Below are 25,159 nucleotides of genomic sequence, written 5' to 3' on the forward strand. Positions count from 1 at the left end.
TGCTTCATTGCCTGGATTCCTGTCGACATGTCAGACCCGCGCCGCGCCGGCGCTGGACCATTCGCTACGCCACTGTGTCTTGACCCCGGCCAGCAGCGCCCAACCACCGAGTGCGAACGCAGCGAACACCCACATGCCGATCGCGTAGCTGCCGGTGTGCTGCTTGAGCACGCCCAGGCCCGCAGCCAGCGCAAACCCGCCGATGCCGCCGGCCATGCCGATCAAGCCGGTCATCACGCCGATGTCCTGCGCAAACCGCTGCGGCACCAGCTGAAACACCGCGCCATTGCCGGCGCCCAGGCACAACAAGGTCAGCACGAACAAGGCCAGCGTCACCATCGCACCGCCCGCACCGACACCTGCGATGCCCACCAGCGCAGCCACCAGGAGATAGACGGTGAGCAAGGCACGCGTGCCGCCAACGCGGTCCGCAATCACGCCGCCCAACGGGCGCATCACCGACCCCGCCAGCACGCAGGCAGCGGTCGCCCAGCCCGCAGTGCGCGCATCGAAGCCGAACTGGTCGTGGAAGTAGCCCGGCAACGCGCTGGCAAACCCGGAGAAACCGCCAAAGGTCACCGAATAGAAAAACATGAAGCGCCAGGCATCGCGGTTGCCCACCAGCACGCGGCCGTAGTCGGACCAGCGCTTGCGTGCGACCGGTGCCGGCGCCTCCTTCGCAATCAAGACAAAGACGATCAGCGTCAGCAGCAACGGGATGCATGCCAGTCCGAATACATTCTGGTAACCGAACGCCAACGCCAGCATCGGTGCGAACAACGCCGCCAGCACCGTGCCGGAATTGCCCGCACCGGCAATGCCCATCGCCGTGCCCTGATGCTCGGGCGGATACCAGCGCGAGGCCAGCGGCAGCGCAACCGCGAACGAGGCACCGGCAATGCCGAGCAACACGCCCAGCAGCAACACCTGCCCCATGCTGTGCACGCCGAACTGCCAGGCACCAAACAACGACGCGATCACCGCAAGCTGTGCGGCAACGCCGGCACGCTTGGCACCGATACGATCGGCCAGCATGCCCAGCGCCAGCCGCAGCACGGCGCCGCACAGGATCGGCACCGCCACCATCAGGGCGCGCTGCTGCGTATCCAGTCCCAGCGATTGCGCAATCGGCACCTGCAGCGGACCGAGCAGATACCACACCATGAAGCTCAGGTCGAAATACAGGAAGGATGCGAACAAGGTGGGCGTGTGCCCGGATCGCCAGAACGAGCGCTGCATAGAGACCTCTTCGAATGCGATGGCCAAAAAAAACGGCGCCCCTCCGGTAAAACCGGAAGGACGCCGTTGTCCTGGATGCGTGCGGATCGCCGTTGATCCGCTGCATCGTGTGTGTGTTGTTGCAGGTACGCCGTTGCACCTGCACGTGAGTGCCAAGCAATCAACGTGCCAACTTGCGCACCCGGGCATCATGCCGTTGCAAGTCACTGGAAAATGGTAGCTTTCTTGCAATGCCTGCAGTTCGCCAACGATCTGTCGAGGAACGGATGCAGCGTGCCGTTCCCGGCTTTCGTGCGCCGATGCACCAATAGCGTGCGTCGGTTGGTGCGCGCCCTGCCCCATCGCATGGCTAAGAGCGCCGAATACATCTGGTGCACTACAAGGGCGAGTTGTCCTTATTGGATGCAGTCAAATTTTAGGTCGAAGCTTGGCTAGTCGAGGGCGCGATGCCCTCGCCGCCTGCGGGACATGCCGTGAATCCATCCGTGGACGCTCGGTGGCGGCCTCCATGCCGCCACACGGTCCCGCAACCGGCGAGGGCACCGCACCAGGAAGTGATCGGCTGCCCTTTCTTAGAGCCTTTATTCAACTTGCGCCGGGCAGATGAGAAGTTTGTGGGGTGCGTATCGAAGACCTGTCTGCCGCCCGGCCTGCGCTGGGAAGTCGATCTAACGCACCGGGATCCGAACAACGCACCTCATGCCCTGCTTGCAACCACACACCGACCATCTCCACAGGTCCTTGCCCGCTCACCGTCGCGGGACCTTGAGCGGCATGGATGCCGCGCCAGAGCCTACAGGGACGTACTTGCGGCGTGTCCTGCGATGGTGGGCGGGCAAGGGCCCTGCAACCAAGCGGCAGACCACATGCTTCGCGCCGCTGCCGCTGCCGCTGCCGTTGTAATTTTTGCCGCTGCTTCCGCTTCCACTCGATCCAGTGCATCCAGCCAACTGCAGCCTGGCTGACCGCATGACCCTCTTGTCAGCCACGCTCAGCGCGAATCGAACAACCGATTGCTGCGGTGATCGCCCTCCGGCACGGCCACGCCGATGCGTGCGGCCGCGCGCCGATAATTGTCCAGTCGATGGATGTCGCGCAGCCGCGCGATGTCGTCTTCCTGGATGTCATGCCAGCCCCAGCGTTGAAACTGGGTCAGGAACCACTCGCCGTCCGATAGCCATGGCATGTTGACCGCGCCATCGCGGTGAAAGGCCAGCGCCGTCCCATCGTTCGCAGATGCCTTCGCATCAGCATCGGCATCCAGGCAGGCCGCCAGATGCGCAGCCGACACACCGATATGCTGCGGCTCGGCCAGCCACTGCGCACATTGCGCGCGATTGGCCGGGTCCGCATCCAGCCAGCGGCAGGCCTCCAGCACGCAGGCGGTCAAGCGTTCGGTCAACTCGGGTTGCAGCGCCGCGAATTCGCGCCGGCAGGCCAGCACTTTTTCCGGATGGCCGGCCCACAGCTCGCCACTGCGGATCACGCGTCGACCGCTGCCCTGCGCCTGCGCAACCGCCGCCCATGGCTCACCGGAGCAATAGCCATCGACCAGGCCACTGGCCAAGGCGTCCGGCATCTGCGGCGGCGGGATGCTGAGCACCTCCACTTCGCGCATCGGGTCCACGCCGCATGCGGCCAGCCAGTAGTACAGCCATAACGCATGCGTGCCGGTGGGGAAGGTCTGCGCGAACACGGCGCGGCGCCCCAGGCTGGCCAGCGCCTGTGGCAAGGTCTGCCCATCGGCCAAGGCCTGTGCGAGCGCAGGTGCCAGCGTGATCGCCTGGCCGTTGTGGTTGAGCGTCAGCAACAGCGCCATCGGGCACTGCGGCCCGGCAATGCCCAGGTCGATCGCATAGACCAGGCTGGCCAGGGTGTGCGCGGCATCGACCTCGCCCGCCAGCAGACGGTCGCGTACGCCGGCCCAGGACGCCTGCCGTTGCAAGTGCAACTGCAGCCCATGCACATGATCCAGGCCCAGTCGTTGCGCCGCGACCAGGGGCGCGCAATCGATCAGCGGCATGTAGGCCACGCGCAGTACGGGGAGGTCGGCTTGGCTCATGTGGTCATCCCAGCAACTCGGCCATGGCCACGATGCGTCGCGCCACTTCGGCCAGTTTGACGCCCTGCTTCATCGCCTGCTGGCGCAGCGCCGCGTAGGCGTCGGCCTCGCTCAGGCCGCGTTTTTCCATCAACAGGCCCTTGGCGCGATCGATCAGCTTGCGGTCCTGCAGCGCCTGCTGCACATCGTCCAGGCGCTTGCGCATGCTGCTTTCCTGCGCAAACCGCGCAAGCGCCACCTGCACGATCGGCGCCAACCGCGCCGGCGCCAGGCCATCGACCACATAGGCAGTGACGCCGGCACCGACGGCCGCATGGATCAAGGCATCGTCGCCATCGCCGGAAAACATCACCACCGGGCGCGGCGCGTGGGCATGCAGCATCGACAGTTGCTCCAGGGTGTCGCGCGAGGGCGAGTCGACATCGATCACCACCACGTCCGGCTGCTGACTCTGTACCGCATGCAGCAAGGCACCGACCGATGCCACATCGTCGAGCACCGTGTAGCCGGCGCGCGTCAATGCCTGACGCAGTTCGCCGATCGGCTTTTCGGTATCGTTGACCAGCAGGACACGCATTGGCGGCAGCGAGGCGTGGACGTGGCCTGATGGTGCCATGCAACATGCCGTCGATGCGAGCCATCCTTTCGGAGTACGTCTGATGCCGTTGTTCCCGTTGTTCGCAAACCTGCAGGCGCGCGCCGTGCTGGTCATCGGCGGTGGCGAGGTCGCCACGCGCAAGGTGCTGGCGCTGCTCAAGGCCGGCGCGCACGTTCGTCTGTACGCGCATGCGCTCTCGCCCGAACTGGCAGAGCTGATGCAGGCCGGCCGTTTCGAACAATTGGGCGGCCAGTTCGATCCGGCCTGGATCGATGACGTGTGGCTGGTGGTCGCCGCCACCGACGATGGCGCGTTGAATCAACGTGTCGCCGCTGCCGCCGGTGCGCGTCAGCGCCTGGTCAACGTGGTGGACGATGCGGAGCTGTCGACCTATCAGGTGCCGGCCATCGTGGACCGCGATCCGCTGGTCATCGCCATTTCCTCCGCCGGTGCCGCACCGATGCTGGCACGCCGCCTGCGCGAACGGCTCGAGCGCGAACTGGATGTCTCGGTCGGTCGCTTTGCCGGCCTGTTTGCGCGTCACCGCGAGCGCATCCGCAGCCAGTTCCCCGACATGAATCGGCGCCGGCGCTGGTTCGACCGCGTCATCGACGGCAACGTGCCGCTGCTGCTGCAGGCCGGCAACGACGACGCGGCCGAAAGCGCCTTCATCGCCGCACTGGACGACGCCGGCGCGGTGCCGGCACGTGGCAGCGTGCAACTGGTCGGCACCGGCCCCGGCGATCCCGGCCTGCTTACCCTCAAGGCGCTGCGCGCGATGAATCTGGCCGACGTCCTGCTGATCGGCGACGACATCCCCGAGGCAGTGCTGGAACTGGCAAGGCGCGATGCCTCACGCCGCGGCTTGCCGCACGATGCCGCGGCACAGCACGACGTCTTGCTGGAACTGGCCACCGAAGGCCTGCACGTGGTCGCGTTGCGCAGCGGCACCGGTTACAGCGATACCGATGCTGCCGCAATCGATGCCGCGCTGCAGGCGCGTGGCCTGGCGTGCGAGCGTGTGCCCGGCATTGCTGCGCGGCTTGAAGCCGGCGCATGAGCGGTGTGCGCGTGTAGCCACCGCCTCAGGTTTTCGGAAAGCGCTTGCGCGCACTGTCGCGCACATCGATATCGAAGGTCACCTGCAACGCCGTCTGTTCGGCGTGGCCAGCACCGGCGTCGAAGCTGAAGCGCAGCCCCTCGCGGCTGGGCAGTTGCCGTGCATGGTCTTCCAGCGCATCGCGCGGCACCGACAACTGCCAATGGTCGGTGGCGCAGTTGCAGGCTGCATGACCGCCGGTCAGGCTCACGCTGTGGCGCACCAGGCGCGCGCCCTGCCCGCTCGGCAAGCGGCTCAGGTTCTCGACCGTGCGCCCGGCAAGCAACGCGGCCAGTTCGGCTTCGTCGATGCGAAAGCGCAGCTGCTGACCTTCAATCTGGATTTTCATGCGTGAGCTGACTCCACTGCTCGGGCGTATTGCAATTGACGAACGCGGCGCGTTGGCTGGCGGTGACAGCCACGCGATGGCAGTGCAATGCGGCCTGCAAGGCGCGCAGCGAGCGCGACGGCCCGGCGCCGGCCATCAGCGCAGCGAGTGCCTCACGCACAGCGGCATCCAGGTGCAGCCGCATCGGCAACATCTGGTCTTCGAAGGCAACGCAGCGCTGATGTGGTGGGGCCAGCAGCGGCTCCAGCAATGCCCTGGACAGCAGTGGCATGTCGACCGGTACCACCACCAGCGTCACTGCATCGGCCAGTCGACTGATGACGCTGGCCAGGCCGCCAAGCGGCCCCAGGTCCGGCTGCACGTCGGCAATCCCGGCATAGCCCGGGCGATCGCCGCTGATCACCACATCGCGCGCGCCGGCATCACGCAGCAAGGTCTGCATGTGCTCCAGCAACGGACGGCCGTGCCACTGCAGCAGCGCCTTGTCCTGCCCCATCCGCGAGGACCGGCCACCGGCCAGCACCACACCCGTCCAGGCAGGCGTGGCGCTCATGCCGCCCGCCCGCCGGCACCACATCGCGCCACGTGCCGGCGCACGCTCATGGCACAAGCGCCGGTGCGGCCGGCTGCAGATGGCCCAGCCCGAACACCTGCCCCGTCGTCGCGGGCGCGGCGCCCGCGTCCTGCGGTTCCAGCACTGCCCACACATTGGCCTGCAGCAACGGCGCCACGCGGAACGACTCCTGCTGTGGCAGGATCTGCACGCAGAGCACGCCGGCAGCGCTGCAGCTCAAGCGTGCGCGCAGGTGCTGCCGCCAGAGTGGCCGTGCCTGCATCGGCGTCTCCAGCGCAACCTGCAAGCCGCGCTCGACCGGCATGCCAAGCAAGCCGCGCAACGCCGGCTCGACAAAAAAACGCAGCCCGGCGGCGCTGGCCATTGGATTGCCCGGCAGGCCGACATACAGCACGCCGTCCTCGAAGCGCGCCAGCAACACCGGCTTGCCCGGCCGCACTGCAACCTTGTGGAACAGCATCGCCGCGCCATGCCGTGCCAAGGCATCCGGCACGAAATCGTAGCGACCGCGCGACACCGCGCCCGTGCTCAGAATCACATCGGCGCCCGCATTGCGCGCCTGCGCAAGCGCCGGATCGAAGCCGGCAGCGTCATCGCCCACCTGTCCATGCCACACGACTTCGGCACCGGCTGCACGCAGCTGGCTGAGCAGATAGCTGCTGGTGCCATCGCGGATCTGACCAGGCTGCAGCAGCTGCGCCGGATCGCCGACCAGCTCGCGGCCGGTCGCAATCAGGGCCACACGCGGACGCCGCACCACCTGCACATGCGCACACCCCAGCGCGGCCAACAGCATCAGGTGGGCGGCGCGCAGCACGGTGCCGGCTGCGATCACGCGATCGTGCAAGGCCACATCTTCTCCGCGTCGCCGAATGTGCTGGCCGGCGCGAAGATCGGTGCGCAGACGGATGCGGCTGGGCCGTGGGCCATCATGCGCCAGCACGTCCACCTGCTCGATCGGCACCACTGCATCGGCACCCGCGGGCAAGCCGGCACCGGTCATGATTTCCCAAGCGTGGCCAGACGCGATGCCACCGGCATCTTCACCTGCGGCAACGCTGCCGCCGATGACGTGTTCGCTGCCGGCGGTTGCACCGCGGCCGGCAGTGGGCAACGCAAATCCATCCATCGCACTGTTGTCGAACACCGGCAGCTCGGCCGGACTCGACAAGGCCTGCGCAAGCACCCGTCCCTCGGCATCGGCACTGTCCACCCACTCGCCGGCAAGCACGGCGATCTGCTGATGGACAATCGCAAGTGCGTCGGCGTAGCTGATCATGAGCAAGGCACGGTCGAGCGATGGATGACCTGGCTAGGATACCGGCCCCCGGGCGCGGCCGGTACAGGCATGGCGGTTGCGGCATCGCTGCGTCCTGCTGCACGCACAAGCCTGTCTGGCCGATGGCGCGCGTCGCTTGAAGCCGCTAGAACGCCATGCCCACATGGCACCTCGCACTATTGCACGCCGTTCCCCACGGTAGCCGTTCCGCATGCAACCCGTCGACCTTGTGGGCTGGCTCGCCAGTACCATCCTGATTGCCACCTTGATCCGCCAGATCTACAAGCAATGGCGCTCGGACGCAGCGCACGGCGTGTCGCGCTGGCTGTTCATCGGCCAGATCAGCGCCTCGGTGCTGTTCATCCTCTACAGCTACCTGGTCGGCAATGCAGTGTTTATCGTCAGCAACGTACTGATCCTGCTGACCGCCCTCACCGGGCATGTGCTGCACCGGATCAAGCAGCGTCGGATGGAGCGTCGCCATGCAAGCGGCACCGGCTAACCCTGCCGCATTATTCAGCGCGTTTCTTCGCCCGCTTGCGCGGCTTGGGGGGTGCGGTTGACGTGCTGGTGGCGGGCGGCGTTGGCGTCTTCTTCGTCCCGGTCTTGGGCGCCGTCTTCGCGGTTGGCTTGCGCACCGCAGCTGCCTTCGCGACGGGCCGTCTACGCGGCTTGGACACAGCCTTGGCCTGCGGTGCCTGCCCGGCTACCACGTCCGGCACACGCACGCTGATCCATGTCGGCGCGTGATCGCTGGCTTTTTCCAATGCACGAACCCACTTGTCCACGCCGGCGTCCTGCAGTCCGGGCGCCAGGGTGCGATTGAGCAGCAAGTGATCGATGCGCAGGCCGCGATCACGCGCAAAATGCTGGCGAAAATAGTCCCAGAAGGTATAGATCGGCGTCTGGCCGTGGACGGCAAGCAGGCTGTCGGTCCAGCCCTGGTCGAGCAGGGCCCGGTACGCCTGGCGGCTCTCCGGCTGCAGCAATGCATCCTTGCGCCAGCCTTTGGGATCATAGATGTCGGCATCGGTCGGCACCACGTTGAAGTCGCCGATCAGTGCGACCGGGTGTGGCAGGTCCACCAGCGTCCTGGCATGCCGGATCAGGCGTTGAAACCATGCCAGCTTGTAGTCGAACTTCGGCCCGGGCTGCGGATTGCCGTTGGGTAGATACAGGCAGGCCACCACGACCCCGTGAATTGCCGCTTCGAGATAACGGCTCTGCGTATCGCCACGGTCCCATGGCAACCCCCGACGGATTTCCACCGGATCGGCGCCACGCGCCAGCAATGCCACGCCGTTCCACGACTTCTCGCCCTGCCAGATCACGCCGTACCCGGCATCACGGATCGCCTGTTCCGGAAAGGCGTCCTGCGTGGCTTTCAGTTCCTGCAAGCCAACGATGTCCGGTTGCTCGCGCTGCAACCAGTCCAGCAAATGCGGCAGCCGGCTAGTGATGCCATTGACGTTGAAGGTCGCGATCTTGCGGGTGGTGGCGGACATGGGCGAACGGCCAGATGAGCGTAATGGAACAGCATTGCCGGCCTGGCATTAAGCAGATGCTCAAGCGGAGTGAAGCTCCGCCGTGCTGGCATAGATACCCACGCCTTGCAGACGATCAGCCTGTGTCGCCGGTCTTGACCGACACACTCGAAACCTTGACCGCCCGTTGCAGCGGCAACCGGGCGGTCAGTCACTTGCCGGCAATGCGCACAGGCCTCAGCGTCCAGCACCCTTGGTGCCGGCCTGCAGGGCCTTGGCTGCCGCCAGATGGTCGGCGACATGGCTACGCGTGGTCTGCAGATGCGTCAGCACCTGCGGCGTTTTGGCAGCGGGAATCAGCTGCTTGTCCAGCGCTGACAATGCATCGGTGTGGTCCTTGACCATCGCCGTGACGTAGGCGGCCTCGAATGCCTTGGCGTCGAGCTTCTGCAGCGTCGCCAGTTCGGTCTTGCCCTTGCTCATCTGCGCCTTGGCACTGGCAGCAGACACATCCGGCGACCATTTGGCCAGCTTCTGATTGTTCTCGGTGTGCTCCTTGACCATCTGCATCGCATAGTCGCGCACGCCGCCTCGCACCTGCTTCTGCAACGCGAGATTGGCCGCGTTGATCTCGCTGGTATTGATGGCGCTCAAGGTGCCCAGCGCCTCGCGCTCCTTCGCGTTCGGCATGCTGTTGGCCCCCTGTTGCTGGGGGGCGGCCGGCATGTCGGCCTGCGTTGCAGTCTGCGCGTGCGCAGCGACGGTGACGCCCAAATACAGGGCCAGCGCTGCAAACATCGGGTGACGTGCTTTCATGAGAATCTCCACGCTAGAGGATGTGCCTCCATGCTGGCCCTCCCCGCGTGACCCGATCGTCGAACCGGTGTCGACGATCGGAGAAAAAACCTTGCTGCACCGCACCGCACTTCACCTCGAGTGAAGGTCACGAAGTTCTTCGGCGCCATTGGGTGCAGTGCAGTGCGGTGCGCCAATGGATCCCGTGGCGATCGCGTATGGCTCGGATCATCGGACTGCGTGCAATCCTCGGCAGCCCGACACCCGCGTTGCGATCGAACGCAGGACGCACACGCGCCGCAGGCTCGAGTCTCCATCGGTTCCGCGTGGCGGCCTGACGGTGTGCCGGCAGCAATTGCATGCCGATACGGCGCCCGCCAGGCTGAACCGGCGCAGGCACCGCTGCGGGCAAGCCGGCGCTACAACTATGCCGCGCCGGCTTGCTGCCGGTCGATGCTGGAGATGCGCGGATCGGGCGTAGGCCAACCTAGCTCACCGCAACGCCCACGCATCGAGGAGCGCGGGCTCAGGCGCCGGGATCCGCAGGTCCAAGCTGATTGGCCGCCAGGATGTCGTCGATCCGCTTGACGATTTGCGCCGCCTGCTCCTGCGAGCCCGCGGCAGCGGTGATCTTCTCTGCACGTGCGTGGAAGACATCCCAGAAGTCGTCCGGATGCTGGCGACGCATATCAGGCAATGCATCGGCAAGTTGTTTCAGTTGCGCGTCGATATCAGGTGTCATTGAGGGTCTCCTTGTACGACCACGCTACCGCCGTGCTGGTGAGCCTGATGCCAACATGGCAATCCCGTGCATCGCATGCCCTGCGTTTGCGCGACAATGGCGCCATGAGCAGCCACGACATCTCCCCTGCAAACGCCCGCCTGCGCGCCCTGCAAGGTGCCTTGCTGGTCGATATCCGGCAGCTGCACGAGCGTGCCGGCGGCCAGGCCGAAGGCGCGTTGGCCATTGCGCAACGCGATCTGGAAACCGCACCCGCACAGCACCTGTCGGAGCAGGCGCGCGAGATCGTGCTGATCTGCCAGAGTGGCAAGCGCTCGGCACACACGGCGGAGATCCTGCGCGCGAAGGGCTATACGCAAGTGTCTTCGGTGCTCGGTGGCACCACCGCATGGACGAGCGCCGGCCTCCCCCTGGTGCGCCCGACCCTGCCGCCCGACGAGCAGGATTTTCTCGAGCGGTATTCGCGCCATCTGCGCCTGCCGCAGGTCGGTCTTGAAGGACAGCAGCGCCTGGCGCGTTCGCGCGTGTTGCTCGTCGGTGCAGGCGGGCTCGGCTCGCCTGCGGCGTTCTATCTCGCCGCCGCCGGCGTCGGCCAGCTGCGGATCGTCGATGACGATGTCGTGGACCGCAGCAATCTGCAACGCCAGATCCTGCATGTCGAGGACAGCGTCGGCATTGCCAAGGTCAGCTCGGCCGCGCAGCGCATTGCCGCGCTCAATCCACGCGTGCAGGTCCAAGCGCGGCAGGCGCGCGTGACTGCCGACAATGTCGACGCCTTGCTCGAGGACGTGGATGTCGTGGTCGACGGAGCCGATAATTTTCCTGCGCGTTATTTGCTCAACGACGCCTGCGTCAAACTCGGCAAGCCGCTGGTCTACGGCGCGGTACAGCAGTTCGAAGGGCAACTGAGCGTGTTCGATGCCGGCCGCAAGCGCGGCCAGGCACCGTGCTATCGCTGCCTGTTTCCCGAGCCACCGCCAGCCGAATTCGCGCCCAGCTGCGCCGAAGCCGGCGTGCTGGGCGTGCTGCCCGGCGTGATCGGCCTGCTGCAGGCCACCGAGGCGATCAAGCTGCTGCTCGGTATCGGCGACACACTCACCGGACGCTTGCTCAGCTTCGATGCGCTGGCGATGCGGTTCCGCGAGATCCGCCTGCCGCCCGATCCGCAGTGCCCGGTCTGCGCACCTGGCGTCGCATTCGCCGGTTATGCCGATTACGCCGCGTTCTGCGGCAGCGCAATCGGCTGAGGGCGGCGACCGAACGGACATCGGCGGCGTTGGTTGCCGCCGATCCCCGCGCGCCGGCTTGCTGGGTAGACAGGCGATGTCTTCCGCTGCGTGTCGTCGCTCCCTCAGCGTCGCCGACACCATGTGACGCACCGTTGGCGGATGCGTGCGAATGGCACGAAAGCAACGGCATGGACCAAAAACCGGGGCACCTGCCGCACCGTGCAGCGGCCGCGCCCGCTGGCGTCAGGCACGGTATTTCCTGCTGGCGGCGCCTGGTTCACCAAGGGATCACAGCGCGTAGGGAATCACCCGCACGATCTCGCCCGCCTCGAAGCGCCGCGCCTGTTCCGGCAATACGATCAGGGCATTGCTGTCGGCCGCGCCACGCAACAGATGCGATGCATCGCCGCGGTGCGGCAATGCGCTCAGACGTCCGTCTTCGCCGCACTCCAGGCGCCCGCGCAGGAACTCCAGGCGCTCGTGGCGTTTTTCCCACGGGCTTGCCAGCGCCGCATGCCAGGACGGACGCGGCTCGCTACGTCCCTGCAGGCCATCCAGCAACGGCACGCCGTAGGCGATCAACGTCGCCAGCACCGAGACGGGGTTGCCCGGCAGGCCCAGCACCAGGCAGCGCCCAATCTGGCCCAGCACCGCCGGCATGCCCGGGCGCATGCGCACGCGCCAGAAGTGGATGCGGCCCAGTTCGCCGATCAGTTGCGGCAGATAATCCTTCTCTCCCGCCGAGACGCCGCCGCAGGTGATCACCACGTCGAAGGCCGCAGCCGCATCTTCCAGCATCGTGCGGATACGTTGCGGATCGTCGGGCAGGGTCGGCCAGGCGGTCGGCGCATAGCCCAGTGCCCGCAGCTGCGCCATCAGCATGTCGCGGTTGCTGTTGTAGATCTGTCCCGGCCCCAACGGCATGCCCGGCTCCACCAGCTCATCGCCGGTGGCCAGCACCGCAATGGTCGGCCGCGGCGCCACTGCAAGCCGCGACAGGCCCAGCGCAGCCGCCAGTCCGATCCGGGCTGGCGTCAACACCTGCCCGCTCTGTATCACCAGGTCGCCCGCGCGCACGTCGCTACCGGCCTGGCGTACCGCCGCACCCAAGGCAGGCGCCGTGCGGAAGCGCACCACGCCATCGCGCTCCTGCGCATCTTCCTTCGGGATCACGGTATCGGCGCCATCGGGCAGCGGCGCACCGGTGGTGATGCGCAGGCACTGGCCCGCGCTCAGCGTGCCGGTCCAGCGCTCGCCGGCGAATTGTTCACCGACCAGTTGCAATGACGCATCGCCAGCAGCGACATCGGCATGCCGCAACGCAAAACCATCCATCGCGCTGTTGGCGAAGGGCGGCAATGCAAGCGGCGCAATCAGATCGGCAGCGCAGATGCGCCCATCGGCACGCGAGGTGGCGATGTTTTCGTCAGGCGGACGGCTGTTGGCTGCGACGGCCTGCAGGATCTGCAATGCCTGCGCATAGGGAATGCGGGAGGGATAGTCGGTCATGGCGCGCAGGATACCAGTGCGACACGACGGCCCGGAGCGCCCGGCACCGCGCGTGCAGGTGCCGCAAGCAGGTCAATGCCACTACCCCCGGTGTGGTACGCGCCGCATCGCCATGGCAAGAAGGGTCCGGCACTCACTCCACCTGACGATCGCGCGCCACGCGTGGCTGGTGCCTGCCGCCCTGCCGGCACCCGCACATGCCCTAAGTGCCCTGCTTACTTGCCCTTGACGTGCTTCATCAACCGTCTTTTGCGCGCCACCTGCCGTTCGGTGAGCGTGTTCTTCTTGCCCTCGTACGGATTGGCACCCTCGCGGAAGATGAAACGCACCGGCGTGCCGACCAGCTTGAAGCGCTTGCGGAAGAAGTTTTCCAGATAGCGCTTGTAGGACTCCGGCAGCACCTTCAGGCGCGTGCCATGCACGATGAAGGTCGGCGGATTTGCGCCACCCGGATGCACGTAACGCAGCTTGGAAACATGGCCACGGATGCTCGGCGGCGGATTGGTCTCGTAGGCGATTTCTAGCGCCTGGTTGACTTCGCTGGTGCTGAACTCGTGCGTGGCCGACGCGTGTGCGCGATGGATCGCCTGGAACAACTCGCGCATGCCCGAGCCGTGCAGCGCGGAAATCCGCACCGCCTCGGCCCAGCTGACGAAGCCCAGCTTGCGCGACAGCAGGTCTTCGGCCTGCGCACGCTGGTAGTCGCTCTGCCCGTCCCATTTGTTGATCGCCACCACCAGGGCACGACCGGCATCAAGGATCGCCCCCAGGATGGTCGCGTCCTGATCGGTGACGCCTTCGCCGGCATCGAGCATCAGCACCGCGACCTGGCATTGCTCGATCGCCTGCAGCGTCTTGAACGCGCTGAATTTCTCCACCGCCTCCTCGACCTTGCCGCGGCGACGCAGGCCGGCCGTGTCGATCAAGCGGTACTGGCGCCCGTCGCGGTCCATGTCCACGGCGATCGAATCGCGCGTGGTGCCCGGCACTTCCGAGGCGATCATGCGCTCCTCGCCGAGCAGGCGATTGACCAGCGTCGACTTGCCTACGTTCGGGCGGCCGACAAAGGCGACGCGTACACGTGCCGGGTCGGTGTCCAGCAACTCGCCGGCACCTTCCTCGGGCAGGCGTGCGCCGACTTCCTCGAGCAACTCGTCGATGCCCTGCCGATGCGCGGCAGACAGCGCCACCACGTCGGAGAAGCCGTAGCGCGCGAATTCCGAACGCACGGTCTCCTCGTCGGTGCCGTCGATCTTGTTGATGACCAGCACGGTCGGCCGCGCCAGCTTGCGCAGCCAGGCCAGGATCTCGTCATCCAGCGAGGAGGCACCTTCGCGGCCGTCGACCACGAACAGCACCAGATCGGCTTCACCGGCCGCGGCACGTGCCTGGCGTGCGGTGGCGCCGGCCAGGCCTTCCTCGTCGCCGGCGATACCGCCGGTATCGACGACGATGAACGGGCGCTCCTCGTCGAGACGGCAGACCCCGTAGTTACGGTCGCGGGTGACGCCGGGCTGGTCGTGGACCAGCGCGTCACGGGTGCGCGTCAGCGCATTGAAGATGGTGGACTTGCCGACATTGGGCCGTCCGACCAGGGCGACCAGGGGCAGCATCGCGAAGTCCTTATTGTGCCAACCGGAAGGCGGTGATATCGCCATCGGTGTTTTGTACCAACAGAATGCCATCCACGACGATCGGCTGCGCCAGCAGCGTGTCGCGTCCAGCGCGAGCGCGCGCGGCCAGTGCACCGTCGCTGAGTTTCAGCCAGTGCAGATAGCCCTTGTAATCGCCGACCACGGCGTAATCGCCCTGGATGGCCACACCGGTCAGGGAGCGACGCGCCAGCGCGGCCTGCGACCACATCGCCGCACCGCTGCTCTTGTCCAGGCCCCACACCGAGCCGGCGTTGTCGGACACGACCACCACCGCGGACGACACGCCGACGCCACCGGCGCCGCCGTGATCGCGCGTCCACAGCGGACGACCGCTCGGGCCTTCCAGTGCGAGGGTTTCGTTCTTGAAGCTGGTCGCATACAGCGTGGTGCCGTCGAGCACCGGCGCGCCGTCCACATCGGACATGCGCTCCAGCTCGGTGCGGCCTTCCGGCACCCCAATTGCCTGTTCCCACAACGGGCGGCCGTCCTGCAACGCCAGGGCGCTCAAGGTGCCGCTATCGTTGCCGACGAACAGCACACCCGGGCCGGTCACGATCGGTGCATTGCCGCGCACCGACAGGGTCGGGCCTTCTTCGGCATGGAACCAGCGACGCTCGCCGGTGGCTGCGTCGAAGGCAGTGACGCGACCATCGTTGCTGCGCACCAGCACCAGGTTCTGTGCAATGGCCGGTGCAGCGATGACTTCGTTCGGCACCTTGGCACGCCACTTTTCGGTGCCATCGGCCTGGTTCAACGCAATCACGTCGCCAGACAGCGTCCCGATCACCACCAGGCCATCGCCGACGCCGGGGCCACCGGACAGGCGCTGCTTGAACTTGCGATCGTTGCGCTCTTCCTTCTTGGGCTTGTATTCCCACACGCGCTTGCCGGTCTGCAGGTCCAGTGCCTGCACGCCGCCGGTGATCGCCGAGGCGTACACCTTGCCATCGGCCACCGCCGGACGCTGACGCACGCCGATATGGCCTTCGCCCTTGCCCACGCCGGTGGACCAGATCTTGTCGACCTTGACCGACGGCTCGAACTTGACCAGCTCGGCAGGTTCCTGCGCCTTCTTGGCGGCAGCGTCCTTCCCGGCAAACCAGCCCTTGACGGTGCCGCAACCGGCCAGCGACACGCCCATCAGGGCGATCAATGCAATGCGCTTGTACATATCAACCTGCTTCATCAAATCGGCTCCGCCGGATCGGGCACCTTGCCGCCCACATCCATCAGCTTGGTTTCCAGCAAACGGCGCTGCGGCGAGGCCACGTCCACCGTGGTCAGGGCCTTGGCGTAGAGCGCACGCGCTTGATCCGGCTTGCCCTGCACCACCAGCGCATCGGCGCGGATCTCCAGGCTGGTGTGATCCTGCGCATCGGCCAGCAGCTTGATCGCTTCGTCCGGCTTGCCGCTTTCGGTCAGCACGCGCGCCAGGCGCTGCTGCACGATCTGCTTGAGCTCGCCTTCGGCGGGCACGTCGCGCAAGGTCTTGATCGCCTCGGCATGCTTGCCGGCATCCACCTGGGCCTTGGCCAGACGCAATGCAGCCAGCTCGGCGTAGATTCCACCCTTGCCGTCATCGAGCGCCACGATGTCCTTGGCCGCCTTGTCCAGGTCCTTGCCCTGGATGGACTTCACCACCGCCTCGTAACGGGTATTGGCTTCCACCGATTGAGTGGCGGTGTGCTTCTGCCACCACTGCCAGCCCAGGATCAGGGCCAGGCCCAGTACGACGCCGCCAATCAGCCCTGCGCCATTCTTTCTCAACCAGGAACGAACGCGTTCGCCTTGTTCGTGTTCGTCCAGCAGATCGTCGATCGCCATGCGTACTCTCGCTCCGTCATCCCGGAGGCGCGGAACATCAATAGGGAAAAATGAAAAACCGCAGTCCGCTTCACTCGGAAGCAGGTACCACGGAGCCGTCGGAGGATACCGCAAAACGGGCGACGTTAGCGCGCTGGAACGGTCTCACGTCGACGATACTGCCGCCTTGCTGAACCTCTACCGCCGACGCGTTGCCCAGCACGACCCGGCCCACCTGCCCGGGCGAATAACTGCGACGCTCGCCGGCACGCACCAGTGCTTTTTCGACCGCGCTGCCATCGGGCGCCAGAATCTGCACCCAGCTGTCGCCACTGAAGCTCAACGACAGACTGCCGCCAGTGGCGGACGCCGCTGCAGGCGTCTCGACCTCGGGCGTGGCGCGCGGCACTGGCGTCATCGAGGCGATGTACGGGGCCGGCTGCTCGCGCGGCGCGCCGGCCGGCTGTGTTGCAGCGTTGGCCGGTGTACCGGCCCTGGGCGTTTCGGGCATGCTGTCCAGCGACACCGTGCTGGGCACCGTGCCATCCAGGTGCGAACGGGTCGCATACCACACCGGCACCGCGAACACCCCGGTGATCACCACATACATCGCCTTGCGCGCCGTGCTTTCCAGGATGCGCCGCGCCCGCGGCGTATGCGTATGACTGACCAGCTTGACCGGCTCGATCGGCGCAATGGTGGCCTGCTTCAGCAATGGCTCCAGGTCCACATGTAGCAGGCGCGCATAGCTGCGCAACTGACCACGCACAAAGACCGGCGCGCCCAGGCGCTGCCATTCCTCCTGCTCCAGCGAGCGCACCACATGCGCCGGCATGCGCAGCTTGCCGGCGACTTCGTCCACGCTCAGACCTGCCGCTTCGCGCGCATCGCGCAAATGCTGTCCGCAGCCCTTTTCTTGCTCGAAAGGGTTCGGATTGGAATCACTGATCACAATGCATTGGCCCCGGAGTTGGCGGTCGCTGCGTCAGGAAATTCCCTGACCAACCGCTGTTGGTAACGGCTGGCAGCTACCTTGTCGCCCAGCCCTTGCTCAATCTGAATGGCGAGTTGTAACACGGAAGCGGTTGCCGGTGCAGCCGCAAGCCGTCGTTCGATAAAGGCGCGCGCTTCGAAATAATTGCGACGTGTCGCTTCCGAACGCGCCATCGACTCGAGTGCGTACGGATTGACTGGATCCAGTTCCAGCGCTTTCCGCAAGTCACTGGCTGCACGTTCCGGCTGCCCCGCCTTGAGCGCGCAACCGCCTGCATTGCCCAATGCAGAGGCGGGCGATGCGTAGTTTCTGTCGGTCAGGGCGCGATCGAACCAGAGCAAGGCTTCGGCCGGCGAGCCGTTCGCGCACAACCATGCGCCGTAATTGTTCAAGACATCGCCACGCTGGGGTGCAAGTTCCGCAGCCCGGCGGTAGGAGGCACCGGAGCCGGAAACATCGCCCTTGGCACCCTGAATCAGCGCGAGCAACCCAATGGCATCCACCGATTGGGGATCTTTCTTCAAGGCTGCACGGACCTGTTCCTCGGCAGCGGCATAGTCGCCTATCTGCAGCCGGTTATTGGCCAGACCGAGCTTCTCCTGCACCGCCAGACGATTCTTGGTTGCGTTGCTGTCGCGGAACGAGTGCACCTGCGCGACCTCCTCGACCGTCTGGACCGAGCCCGCCTTTGCATTGCGACCACCGCAGCCGACCACGCTCAGCGCGATCGCCGCGGCCGCCATGACGGCAAGATCACGCTGCCGCATCTCGACCGGCCTGCCCTTCCAGGGAACGCAGGAAATCCGCCTGCCGACGGGTACGGTCCATGACCTGCCCCTTGAGCTGCCCACAGGCGGCGTCGATGTCGTCACCGCGGGTACGGCGCACCATCGTCAGTACTTGCGCATCGAGCAGGATCTTCTGGAAGGCGCGGATCTCGGTCTCGCCCGAGCGCTCATAACGCGTGCCCGGGAATGGATTGAACGGGATCAGATTGACCTTGCCGGCGTCCTTGGACTGCACCGCATTGTCGAACTGCCGCATCAACCGGGCCAGCTGGCGCGCATGCTCGGGCTGGTCGTTGATGCCCTTCATCAAGGTGTACTCGAAGGTGACCGAATCGCGCTTCTTGTTGCCGCGCAGATAGCGCGCGCACGACTCCATCAGCTCGGCGATCGGGTACTTCTTGTTCAACGGCACCAGGCTTTCGCGCAGCGTGTCGTTGGCGGCATGCAAGGAGACCGCCAGCGAGACATCGCTTTCGGTCGAGAGCCGGTCGATCATCGGCACCAGGCCCGAGGTCGACAGCGTCACCCGCTTGCTGGCCAGGCCGTAGCCCAGGTCGTCGCGCATCACGCTCATCGCGCGCACGACGTTGTCGAAATTCATCAACGGCTCGCCCATACCCATCATCACCACATTGGTGAGGCGGCGCTGCTGGTGCGGCACGTTGCCCAGATGGCGCGCCGCCACCCACACCTGCCCGACGATCTCGGCAGTGGTGAGGTTGCGGTTGAAGCCCTGGGTGGCGGTCGAACAGAAGGTGCAGTTCAGGCCGCAGCCGACCTGGGACGACACGCACAGCGTGCCGCGGCCCTTGTCGGGGATGTAGACGGTTTCGATCGCGTTCTTGCCGTCGGTGCCCATGGCCAGCAGCCATTTGTGGGTCCCATCGGTGGACGGCTTGTCGAACACGACATTCGGGACGAGGACCTCGGCATGCTGGTGCAACTTCGCACGCAGCGCCTTGCCGAGGTCCGTCATCTGGTCGAAATCGGTGACGTAGCGATGGTGGATCCACTTCATCACCTGATGGGCACGGTAGCGCGCTTCGCCGAGCGTGTCGGCGAAGAAGCGCTCCAGTCCCTCGCGGTCGAGGTCGAGCAGGTTCTGCTTGCGCAGTTCCGGGGCACGGACGGGGACGTCCTGCAGCACGGAGGGGATCACGACCTCATTCACGATTCGACTCTCTCGGCCTCAGCGCGAGACCACTTCGGTGGCGGCAAAGAAATACGCGACTTCGTTGGCAGCGTTCTCGACCGAATCCGAGCCGTGGGCGGCGTTGGCATCGATCGAGTCGGCGAAGTCGGCGCGGATGGTACCCGGCGCGGCGTCCTTGGGATTGGTCGCGCCCAGCAGGTCACGGTGTGCGGCAACGGCGTTCTCGCCTTCCAGCGCCTGGATCATCACCGGGCCGGAGATCATGAACTCGACCAGCGCGTTGAAGAACGGACGCTCGCGGTGCACGGCATAGAAGCCTTCGGCTTCGCGACGCGACAGCTGCTTGTACTTGGATGCCACGATTTTCAGGCCGGCCTTTTCGAAACGGCTGTAGATTTCGCCGATGACGTTCTTGGCAACGGCGTCGGGCTTGATGATGGACAGGGTGCGCTCCAGCGCCATGGGAAGATCTCCGTTGGGCGGGCCACTGAAGGCCCGAGATTATCATGAAAAAAACCCGCGTCAAAACGCGGGCTTAGGCTTCTTTGCGATGGTCAATTCTATCTCTTCGTCGCTGCGTTTGCACACCGCCCCCTGAATCGTGCTGCGCTGCCGCATGACCGGCGCGGCGGCCAGCCCGTAGACTAAAACAATCGTTTGATTGAGTTTCCTCCCGCGCATGCCCAAGCCCGCCCACTTCTCCACCAAGGACCGCATCCTCGGCGCGGCCGAGGAGCTGTTCGCCCAGCATGGCTTCGCCGGGACCTCGCTGCGCCAGCTGACCACCCAGGCCGACGTCAATATCGCCGCGGTCAACTACCACTTCGGCTCCAAGGAAAACCTGGTCAACGAGGTGTTTCGCCGCCGCATGGACGAGATGACCGCCGCGCGCCTGCAGCAACTGGAGGCGGCCAGGAAGTCGCAGCCAGGCGAGCTCACCGCGGTGCTCGCGGCCTTCGTCGAGCCGGCCCTGGCGATGGCCCAGGACCGCCAGAGCGGTGGCGCCTTCGTGCGCGTGATTGCGCGCGCCTACGCCGAAAAGAACGACAACCTGCGCAAGTTCCTGTCCGACCACTACGGGCATGTGCTGCGCGAATTCGGCAAGGCCATCGCTGCCTGCGTGCCGGGCCTGAGCAAGGAGGAGCTTTACTGGCGCCTGGATTTCCTCGCCGGTGCGCTCACCTATGCCATGGCCGATTTCGGCCTCATCAAGCGGCCGGCCGGCGTCAGCGAGGCCGACCACCGCGCGCGCGCCGCGCGCGAACTGATCCGTTTTGCAGAACCGGGTTTCCGTACCCATTCCACACCGTAGTCGCTCACACCAAAGGCTCATCGCTATGTCCAATCCGTTGCTAGTCCGTCGTGCTGCCGTGCTCGGTGCCGGCGTCATGGGCGCGCAGATCGCCGCGCATCTCACCAACGCCGGTGTCGACACCGTGCTGTTCGACCTGCCTGCCAAGGAGGGTCCTGCCGACGGCATCGTGCTCAAGGCCATCGCCAACCTCGGCAAGCTCAGCCCTGCCCCGCTCGCCAGCAAGGCGCTGGCCGAGGCGATCACCCCGGCCAATTACGAGAGCGGCCTGGAGCAGTTGCGCGATTGCGACCTGATCATCGAGGCCATCGCCGAGCGCATGGACTGGAAGCAGGACCTGTACAAGAAGATCGCCCCGTTCGTGGCCGAGCACGCCGTGCTGGCCTCCAATACCTCGGGCCTGGGCATCAACAAGCTCTCCGACGTGCTGCCCGAGCAGTTGCGTCACCGCTTCTGCGGCGTGCACTTCTTCAATCCGCCGCGCTACATGCACCTGGCCGAACTGATTCCCGCAAAGGGCACCGATAAGGCCGTGCTGGAAGGCCTGGAGAGCTTCCTGGTCACCACGCTGGGCAAGGGCGTGGTGTATGCGAAGGACACCCCGAACTTCATCGGCAACCGCATCGGCGTGTTCTCGATCCTGTCCACCATCCACCACACCGCCGAGTTCGGTCTGGGCTTCGACGAAGTCGACGCGCTGACCGGCCCGCTGGTCGGGCGCCCGAAGTCGGCGACCTACCGCACCTCGGACGTGGTCGGCCTGGACACCATGGCGCACGTGATCAAGACCATGGGCGACACCCTGCCCGACGATCCGTGGCATCAATATTTCAAATCGCCCAAGTGGCTGGATGCGCTGATCGGCAAGGGCGCGCTCGGTCAGAAGGTGGGCGCCGGCATCTTCCGCAAGGTCGGCAAGGACATTGTGGTGCTGGACCTGCAGAAGCAGGATTACAGGACCGCCGACCGCAGCGCCGCGCCGGAAGTGGTCGAGATCCTCAAGATCAAGAACCCGGCCGAGAAGTTCGCCAAATTGCGCGAGAGCCAGCACCCGCAGGCGCAGTTCCTGTGGGCCACGTTCCGCGACCTGTTCCACTACAGCGCCTACCACCTGGCCGATATTGCCGAGACCGCGCGCGACGTGGACCTGGCGATCCGCTGGGGCTACGGCTGGTCGCTCGGCCCGTTCGAGACCTGGCAAGCTGCCGGCTGGAAGCAGGTGGCGCAGTGGATTGCCGAAGACATCTCCAACGGCAAGAGCATGAGCAGCGCACCGCTGCCGAACTGGGTGTTCGACGGCCGCGACGGCGTGCATGCAGCCGAGGGCTCGTACAGCCCGGCACGCGATGCCAAGCTGCCGCGTTCGGCGTTGCCGGTATACAAGCGCCAGCGCTTCCCCGACCCGTTGCTGGGCGAGCAGTTCTCGCCGGGCGAGACGGTGTTCGAAAACGACGGCGTGCGCATGTGGCACGACGGTGACGACATCGCCGTGGTCAGCTTCAAAACCAAGATGAACACCGTCTCCGACCACGTGCTCAATGGTCTGCAGGAGGTCGTCGGCCGCGCCGAGAAGGACTTCGCCGGGCTGGTGATCTGGCAGCAGAAGGAGCCCTTCTCCGCCGGCGCCGATCTGGCCGGTGCGCTGGGTCTGCTGCAGGCTGGTAAGGTCGATGCGTTCGAAGCGCTGGTCGCCAACTTCCAGGCCACCAGCCAGCGCATCAAGTATGCGCAGGTGCCAGTGATTTCGGCGGTGCGCGGGCTGGCGCTGGGTGGCGGCTGCGAGTTCCAGATGCATAGCGCCAAGACCGTGGCCTCGCTGGAAAGCTACATCGGCCTGGTCGAAGCCGGCGTCGGCCTGCTGCCGGCCGGCGGCGGGCTGAAGGAAATCGCCGCGCGCGCCTCGGTGGCGGCAGGTCCGGGCGGCGACGTGTTCGCCGAGCTGAAGAAGACCTTCGAAACCATCGCGATGGCCAAGGTCTCCAATTCGGCGGTCAATGCCAAGGAGCTGGGCCTGCTGCGCGCCACCGACAAGGTGGTGTTCAACGGCTTCGAGGCCTTGCACATCGCCAAGGCCGAAGCGCGCGCACTGGCCGAGGGCGGCTACCGCGCTCCGCTGCCGGCACGCCGCATCCAGGTCGCCGGCGACGTCGGCATCGCCACCTTCAAGATGCTGCTGGTCAACATGCTGGAAGGCCGTTTCATCAGCGAATACGACTATGAAATCGCCACCCGCATCGCCACGGTGATGTGCGGCGGCGAGGTCGATCGCGGCGCGCTGGTCGACGAAGAATGGCTGCTCAAGCTGGAGCGCAAGCACTTCGTCGAACTGGCCCAGCAGGAAAAGACCCAGGCGCGGATTGGGCACATGCTCAAGACGGGCAAGCCACTCAGGAACTGAGAATCGGGAGTGGGGAATCGGGAATGGGTAAAAGCCCAACCGACTCCCCGCTTCTCCCCACTATTCTGCCGGGTAATGAAAATGGCGAACTCAGGCGAATCCGCACTTGCGATTCCCGACTCCCCATTCTCGATTCCCGGCTATCGGAGATAGCCATGAGCAAGCAGATTCAAGAAGCCTACATCGTCGCCGCCACGCGTACGCCGGTGGGCAAGGCGCCCAAGGGCGTGTTCCGCAATACCCGTCCCGACGACATGCTGGCGCACGTCTTGCGCGCAGTGGTGGCGCAGGCGCCGGGCATCGATCTGTCGCGGATCGACGATGCCATCATCGGCTGCGCGATGCCCGAGGGCGAGCAAGGCATGAACGTGGCGCGCATCGGCGTGCTGCTCGCCGGCCTGCCCAACAGCGTGGCCGGCCAGACCATCAATCGTTTCTGTTCGTCCGGCATCCAGGCCGTGGCGATGGCCGCCGACCAGATCCGTCTGGGCAATGCCGACCTGATGCTGGCCGGCGGTACCGAGTCGATGTCGATGGTGCCGATGATGGGCAACAAGGTCGCCATGTCGCCGAACGTCTTTGCCGACGACCACGTCGCGATCGCCTACGGCATGGGCATCACCGCCGAGAAAGTGGCCGAGGAATGGAAGGTCTCGCGCGAGGATCAGGATGCATTCGCGCTCGCTTCGCACCAGAAGGCGATTGCCGCCATTGCCGCCGGCGAATTCCGCGACGAAATCACTCCGTACGAAATCCTCTCGCACCAGCCCGACCTGGCCGGCAATGTCATCGCGCTGCGCAAGCGGCTGGTCGACACCGATGAAGGCCCGCGTCCGGACAGCTCGCTCGAAGGCCTGGCCAAGCTGCGCCCGGTGTTCCGCAACGGCCAGTTCGGTGGCAGCGTCACCGCCGGCAACTCCTCGCAGATGAGCGACGGCGCCGGTGCGGTGCTGCTGGCCTCCGAGCAGGCGATCAAGGATTACGGGCTGACCCCGCTGGCGCGCTTTGTCAGCTTCTCGGTGGCCGGCGTGCGTCCGGAAGTGATGGGGATCGGCCCGATCGCGGCGATTCCCAAGGCGCTCAAGCAGGCCGGCCTGACCAAGGACCAGATCGACTGGATCGAGCTCAACGAAGCCTTCGCCGCCCAGGCGTTGGCGGTGATCCGCGACAGCGAACTGGATCCGTCCAAGGTCAACCCGCTCGGCGGCGCCATCGCTCTGGGCCACCCGCTGGGCGCCACCGGTGCGATCCGTGCCGCCACCCTGGTGCACGGCCTGCGCCGTCGTCAGCAGAAGTACGGCATGGTCACCATGTGCATCGGCACCGGCATGGGCGCGGCGGGCATCATCGAAGCGCTGTAAGTCATGTACTGCGGGATCGGCCGCCGGGCCGATCTCGCAGTGCCGACCAAGCTGTCGATCAATCAGGGCGTGCGCAAGCACGCCTTTTTTATGCACCAGTGCAAACGGTCGTCAGCGAATGCCAGCGACATCATGCATCCGTCGGCGCGCCCGACAGGCACGCGGCCAGGCGTCGCGTCTGAGCATGGGCTCCTAATCGCACGTTGACCGTCGCCCCGCGGCGCCAACACATGCCAGCCATTCAATCGTCGGCGTGTATCTACGCTCGCAACGTCGCCGCATCCCGGCCTTGGCTTCACTCCCGCGATTACACGGCAGAGCTGCGCCTAACGCGTCACTAGCCACTGACCGGTACGCGCACCGGCAAACACCAGCGCCAGTCCGGCCACCAGCGTGATGGCCAGATACACGCCGATCATCGCGGACCGATCCGTGCGTGCAAGCACCAGGCATTCCATCATCAGCGACGAGAACGTGGTCAGCCCGCCGATCACGCCGACGATCAGCAAGGCCCGCAGCGGCCAGCTCGACGGGCCGCGCGCATCCAGCCAGACCAGCAGCACGCCGGCGACGAAGGAGCCGAGCAGATTCACCGTCAACGTGCCCCACGGAAATCCGTTGCCGAAGCGCTGCAGCAACGAGGCACCAATGGCAAAGCGCAGGCCGGAACCCAGCGCACCGCCGGTCATCGCCAACAGCAATTGCTGCCACCACACCGGTGCGTTCATGCGCGCAC

General features: G+C 65.9%; 24 protein-coding genes. 6 read left to right on the top strand and 18 right to left on the bottom strand.

The genetic code is table 11. The features are described from left to right. Positions 1-30 precede the first annotated feature (30 nt). The 3 genes from EO141_RS04150 to EO141_RS04160 form a co-directional block, all read right to left on the bottom strand. Positions 31-1,200 carry a nitrate/nitrite transporter gene (locus EO141_RS04150; protein WP_180497010.1) on the bottom strand — a complete coding sequence of 390 codons (1,170 nt, stop codon included), beginning with the start codon at positions 1,198-1,200 and terminating at the stop codon, positions 31-33. Positions 1,201-2,230: 1,030 nt separating this feature from the next. After that, entirely contained in the window at positions 2,231-3,301 is a 1,071-nt protein-coding gene (locus tag EO141_RS04155; protein ID WP_127168587.1) for a CmpA/NrtA family ABC transporter substrate-binding protein, read from the bottom strand. A gap of 4 nt (positions 3,302-3,305) precedes the next feature. Then, on the bottom strand, positions 3,306-3,878 hold the full coding sequence (locus EO141_RS04160; protein WP_024940396.1) for an ANTAR domain-containing protein: 573 nt from the start codon (positions 3,876-3,878) through the stop codon (positions 3,306-3,308). An 82-nt stretch (positions 3,879-3,960) separates the two neighbouring features. Here EO141_RS04160 and EO141_RS04165 point away from each other — a divergent pair, with 82 nt between their 5' ends. Beyond that, positions 3,961-4,959 carry an NAD(P)-dependent oxidoreductase gene (locus tag EO141_RS04165; protein ID WP_127168588.1) on the top strand — a complete coding sequence of 333 codons (999 nt, stop codon included), beginning with the start codon at positions 3,961-3,963 and terminating at the stop codon, positions 4,957-4,959. A 25-nt stretch (positions 4,960-4,984) separates the two neighbouring features. On the opposite strand, the gene EO141_RS04170 is transcribed toward EO141_RS04165, so the two are convergent. The 3 genes from EO141_RS04170 to EO141_RS04180 are packed head-to-tail and all read right to left on the bottom strand — an operon-like array spanning position 4,985 to position 7,200. Next, positions 4,985-5,347: a hypothetical protein gene (locus EO141_RS04170; protein ID WP_119131986.1), complete on the bottom strand. Its 363-nt coding sequence runs from the start codon at positions 5,345-5,347 to the stop codon at positions 4,985-4,987. Next, positions 5,331-5,900, bottom strand: coding sequence for a molybdenum cofactor guanylyltransferase (locus EO141_RS04175; RefSeq protein ID WP_127168589.1), 570 nt, complete (start codon positions 5,898-5,900; stop codon positions 5,331-5,333). Before EO141_RS04175 ends, EO141_RS04170 begins: the two co-directional genes overlap by 17 nt. Before the next feature lie 46 nt (positions 5,901-5,946). Next, the gene (locus tag EO141_RS04180) at positions 5,947-7,200 is read right to left on the bottom strand and encodes a molybdopterin molybdotransferase MoeA (RefSeq protein WP_127168590.1); all 1,254 of its coding nucleotides are present in this window, start codon (positions 7,198-7,200) and stop codon (positions 5,947-5,949) included. A gap of 211 nt (positions 7,201-7,411) precedes the next feature. Here EO141_RS04180 and EO141_RS04185 point away from each other — a divergent pair, with 211 nt between their 5' ends. Beyond that, positions 7,412-7,702: a hypothetical protein gene (locus tag EO141_RS04185; protein WP_115677146.1), complete on the top strand. Its 291-nt coding sequence runs from the start codon at positions 7,412-7,414 to the stop codon at positions 7,700-7,702. A 10-nt stretch (positions 7,703-7,712) separates the two neighbouring features. On the opposite strand, the gene xth is transcribed toward EO141_RS04185, so the two are convergent. The 3 genes from xth to EO141_RS04200 form a co-directional block, all read right to left on the bottom strand. Then, the gene (xth, locus tag EO141_RS04190) at positions 7,713-8,705 is read right to left on the bottom strand and encodes an exodeoxyribonuclease III (RefSeq protein WP_127168591.1); all 993 of its coding nucleotides are present in this window, start codon (positions 8,703-8,705) and stop codon (positions 7,713-7,715) included. 216 nt (positions 8,706-8,921) lie between these two features. Beyond that, complete coding sequence (locus tag EO141_RS04195; RefSeq protein WP_127168592.1) at positions 8,922-9,500, bottom strand: DUF4142 domain-containing protein; 579 nt, start codon at positions 9,498-9,500, stop codon at positions 8,922-8,924. A gap of 505 nt (positions 9,501-10,005) precedes the next feature. Then, complete coding sequence (locus EO141_RS04200; RefSeq protein WP_104582649.1) at positions 10,006-10,221, bottom strand: hypothetical protein; 216 nt, start codon at positions 10,219-10,221, stop codon at positions 10,006-10,008. Between the two features lie 104 nt (positions 10,222-10,325). Between EO141_RS04200 and moeB the strand changes: the two genes are divergently transcribed. Beyond that, positions 10,326-11,468, top strand: a complete 1,143-nt coding sequence (gene moeB / locus EO141_RS04205; protein ID WP_126945951.1) for a molybdopterin-synthase adenylyltransferase MoeB — start codon at positions 10,326-10,328, stop codon at positions 11,466-11,468. Between the two features lie 270 nt (positions 11,469-11,738). Here the strand turns inward: moeB and glp are convergent, their stop codons facing one another. The 8 genes from glp to ndk all read right to left on the bottom strand — a co-directional run bounded on the left by glp (position 11,739) and on the right by ndk (position 19,814). Further along, on the bottom strand, positions 11,739-12,959 hold the full coding sequence (gene glp / locus EO141_RS04210; RefSeq protein ID WP_126970279.1) for a gephyrin-like molybdotransferase Glp: 1,221 nt from the start codon (positions 12,957-12,959) through the stop codon (positions 11,739-11,741). Between the two features lie 215 nt (positions 12,960-13,174). Beyond that, positions 13,175-14,572: a ribosome biogenesis GTPase Der gene (der, locus tag EO141_RS04215; protein ID WP_126970277.1), complete on the bottom strand. Its 1,398-nt coding sequence runs from the start codon at positions 14,570-14,572 to the stop codon at positions 13,175-13,177. 10 nt (positions 14,573-14,582) lie between these two features. Further along, a complete protein-coding gene (gene bamB, locus EO141_RS04220; protein WP_164739055.1) occupies positions 14,583-15,800 on the bottom strand; it encodes an outer membrane protein assembly factor BamB in 1,218 nt (405 codons plus the stop codon). Beyond that, the gene (locus EO141_RS04225; protein ID WP_104648722.1) at positions 15,800-16,438 is read right to left on the bottom strand and encodes a tetratricopeptide repeat protein; all 639 of its coding nucleotides are present in this window, start codon (positions 16,436-16,438) and stop codon (positions 15,800-15,802) included. Before EO141_RS04225 ends, bamB begins: the two co-directional genes overlap by 1 nt. A 70-nt stretch (positions 16,439-16,508) precedes the next feature. Continuing rightward, positions 16,509-17,369, bottom strand: a complete 861-nt coding sequence (locus EO141_RS04230; protein WP_104582653.1) for a helix-turn-helix domain-containing protein — start codon at positions 17,367-17,369, stop codon at positions 16,509-16,511. Continuing rightward, a complete protein-coding gene (pilW, locus tag EO141_RS04235; protein WP_126946081.1) occupies positions 17,366-18,154 on the bottom strand; it encodes a type IV pilus biogenesis/stability protein PilW in 789 nt (262 codons plus the stop codon). Before pilW ends, EO141_RS04230 begins: the two co-directional genes overlap by 4 nt. Positions 18,155-18,164: 10 nt before the next feature. Further along, on the bottom strand, positions 18,165-19,370 hold the full coding sequence (rlmN, locus tag EO141_RS04240) for a 23S rRNA (adenine(2503)-C(2))-methyltransferase RlmN (protein WP_127168594.1): 1,206 nt from the start codon (positions 19,368-19,370) through the stop codon (positions 18,165-18,167). 18 nt (positions 19,371-19,388) lie between these two features. Further along, a complete protein-coding gene (gene ndk / locus EO141_RS04245; RefSeq protein WP_024940120.1) occupies positions 19,389-19,814 on the bottom strand; it encodes a nucleoside-diphosphate kinase in 426 nt (141 codons plus the stop codon). A 217-nt stretch (positions 19,815-20,031) separates the two neighbouring features. Between ndk and EO141_RS04250 the strand changes: the two genes are divergently transcribed. The 3 genes from EO141_RS04250 to EO141_RS04260 all read left to right on the top strand — a co-directional run bounded on the left by EO141_RS04250 (position 20,032) and on the right by EO141_RS04260 (position 24,423). Beyond that, a complete protein-coding gene (locus EO141_RS04250) occupies positions 20,032-20,664 on the top strand; it encodes a TetR/AcrR family transcriptional regulator (protein ID WP_024940119.1) in 633 nt (210 codons plus the stop codon). Positions 20,665-20,689: 25 nt separating this feature from the next. After that, positions 20,690-23,062, top strand: a complete 2,373-nt coding sequence (locus EO141_RS04255) for a 3-hydroxyacyl-CoA dehydrogenase/enoyl-CoA hydratase family protein (RefSeq protein WP_126945749.1) — start codon at positions 20,690-20,692, stop codon at positions 23,060-23,062. 155 nt (positions 23,063-23,217) lie between these two features. Beyond that, positions 23,218-24,423 carry an acetyl-CoA C-acyltransferase gene (locus tag EO141_RS04260; protein WP_024940117.1) on the top strand — a complete coding sequence of 402 codons (1,206 nt, stop codon included), beginning with the start codon at positions 23,218-23,220 and terminating at the stop codon, positions 24,421-24,423. Between the two features lie 326 nt (positions 24,424-24,749). Here the strand turns inward: EO141_RS04260 and crcB are convergent, their stop codons facing one another. After that, positions 24,750-25,151, bottom strand: a complete 402-nt coding sequence (gene crcB, locus EO141_RS04265) for a fluoride efflux transporter CrcB (protein WP_127168595.1) — start codon at positions 25,149-25,151, stop codon at positions 24,750-24,752. Between the last annotated feature and the right edge of the window lie 8 nt (positions 25,152-25,159).

It is taken from the genome of Xanthomonas sp. BRIP62415, assembly GCF_003993515.1.
Taxonomy (GTDB): domain Bacteria; phylum Pseudomonadota; class Gammaproteobacteria; order Xanthomonadales; family Xanthomonadaceae; genus Xanthomonas; species Xanthomonas euroxanthea.

Excerpts from the sequence above, each read along its gene's own strand:
- EO141_RS04155 (WP_127168587.1), bottom strand. The coding sequence starts at position 3,301 with ATGAGCCAAGCCGACCTCCCCGTACTGCGCGTGGCCTACATGCCGCTG.
- EO141_RS04160 (WP_024940396.1), bottom strand. The coding sequence starts at position 3,878 with ATGCGTGTCCTGCTGGTCAACGATACCGAAAAGCCGATCGGCGAACTG.
- EO141_RS04165 (WP_127168588.1), top strand. The coding sequence starts at position 3,961 with ATGCCGTTGTTCCCGTTGTTCGCAAACCTGCAGGCGCGCGCCGTGCTG.
- EO141_RS04170 (WP_119131986.1), bottom strand. The coding sequence starts at position 5,347 with ATGAAAATCCAGATTGAAGGTCAGCAGCTGCGCTTTCGCATCGACGAA.
- EO141_RS04175 (WP_127168589.1), bottom strand. The coding sequence starts at position 5,900 with ATGAGCGCCACGCCTGCCTGGACGGGTGTGGTGCTGGCCGGTGGCCGG.
- EO141_RS04180 (WP_127168590.1), bottom strand. The coding sequence starts at position 7,200 with ATGATCAGCTACGCCGACGCACTTGCGATTGTCCATCAGCAGATCGCC.
- EO141_RS04185 (WP_115677146.1), top strand. The coding sequence starts at position 7,412 with ATGCAACCCGTCGACCTTGTGGGCTGGCTCGCCAGTACCATCCTGATT.
- xth (WP_127168591.1), bottom strand. The coding sequence starts at position 8,705 with ATGTCCGCCACCACCCGCAAGATCGCGACCTTCAACGTCAATGGCATC.
- EO141_RS04195 (WP_127168592.1), bottom strand. The coding sequence starts at position 9,500 with ATGAAAGCACGTCACCCGATGTTTGCAGCGCTGGCCCTGTATTTGGGC.
- EO141_RS04200 (WP_104582649.1), bottom strand. The coding sequence starts at position 10,221 with ATGACACCTGATATCGACGCGCAACTGAAACAACTTGCCGATGCATTG.
- moeB (WP_126945951.1), top strand. The coding sequence starts at position 10,326 with ATGAGCAGCCACGACATCTCCCCTGCAAACGCCCGCCTGCGCGCCCTG.
- glp (WP_126970279.1), bottom strand. The coding sequence starts at position 12,959 with ATGACCGACTATCCCTCCCGCATTCCCTATGCGCAGGCATTGCAGATC.
- der (WP_126970277.1), bottom strand. The coding sequence starts at position 14,572 with ATGCTGCCCCTGGTCGCCCTGGTCGGACGGCCCAATGTCGGCAAGTCC.
- bamB (WP_164739055.1), bottom strand. The coding sequence starts at position 15,800 with ATGAAGCAGGTTGATATGTACAAGCGCATTGCATTGATCGCCCTGATG.
- EO141_RS04225 (WP_104648722.1), bottom strand. The coding sequence starts at position 16,438 with ATGGCGATCGACGATCTGCTGGACGAACACGAACAAGGCGAACGCGTT.
- pilW (WP_126946081.1), bottom strand. The coding sequence starts at position 18,154 with ATGGCGGCCGCGGCGATCGCGCTGAGCGTGGTCGGCTGCGGTGGTCGC.
- ndk (WP_024940120.1), bottom strand. The coding sequence starts at position 19,814 with ATGGCGCTGGAGCGCACCCTGTCCATCATCAAGCCCGACGCCGTTGCC.
- EO141_RS04250 (WP_024940119.1), top strand. The coding sequence starts at position 20,032 with ATGCCCAAGCCCGCCCACTTCTCCACCAAGGACCGCATCCTCGGCGCG.
- EO141_RS04255 (WP_126945749.1), top strand. The coding sequence starts at position 20,690 with ATGTCCAATCCGTTGCTAGTCCGTCGTGCTGCCGTGCTCGGTGCCGGC.
- EO141_RS04260 (WP_024940117.1), top strand. The coding sequence starts at position 23,218 with ATGAGCAAGCAGATTCAAGAAGCCTACATCGTCGCCGCCACGCGTACG.
- crcB (WP_127168595.1), bottom strand. The coding sequence starts at position 25,151 with ATGAACGCACCGGTGTGGTGGCAGCAATTGCTGTTGGCGATGACCGGC.